The sequence below is a fragment of the Ruminococcus sp. MCC718 genome (assembly GCF_018783905.1).
Taxonomy (GTDB): Bacteria; Bacillota; Clostridia; order Lachnospirales; family Lachnospiraceae; genus Hominisplanchenecus; species Hominisplanchenecus faecis.
Window position 1 is genome coordinate 1 of the sequence record NZ_WQNP01000158.1, and the last position, 212, is coordinate 212.

Sequence of the window (212 nt, forward strand, 5' to 3'; positions counted from 1 at the left end):
GTCTGTAAATATAGGAAGAAATTACTGGTTTCGAGGCAGATATCAGATGATATAAAACAGTTTTCGTATGAGATATGTCAGAGACACAGTGTGATAATAAGATATATGAAAACAGATAAAGGCCACATTCACTATATGATAGAGACAGAACCAACAATGTCTATTAGTAAGATTGTAAACCTGATGAAGAGCTATACAACATACCATATATG

Annotated in this window: 1 protein-coding gene; it reads left to right on the forward strand. The window is 32.5% G+C overall.

Going from position 1 to position 212, the window contains the following annotated elements; genetic code table 11:
• On the forward strand, nt 1–212 hold a 212-nt coding region (gene tnpA, locus GPK60_RS12755; RefSeq protein ID WP_215660493.1), incomplete at both ends, for an IS200/IS605 family transposase.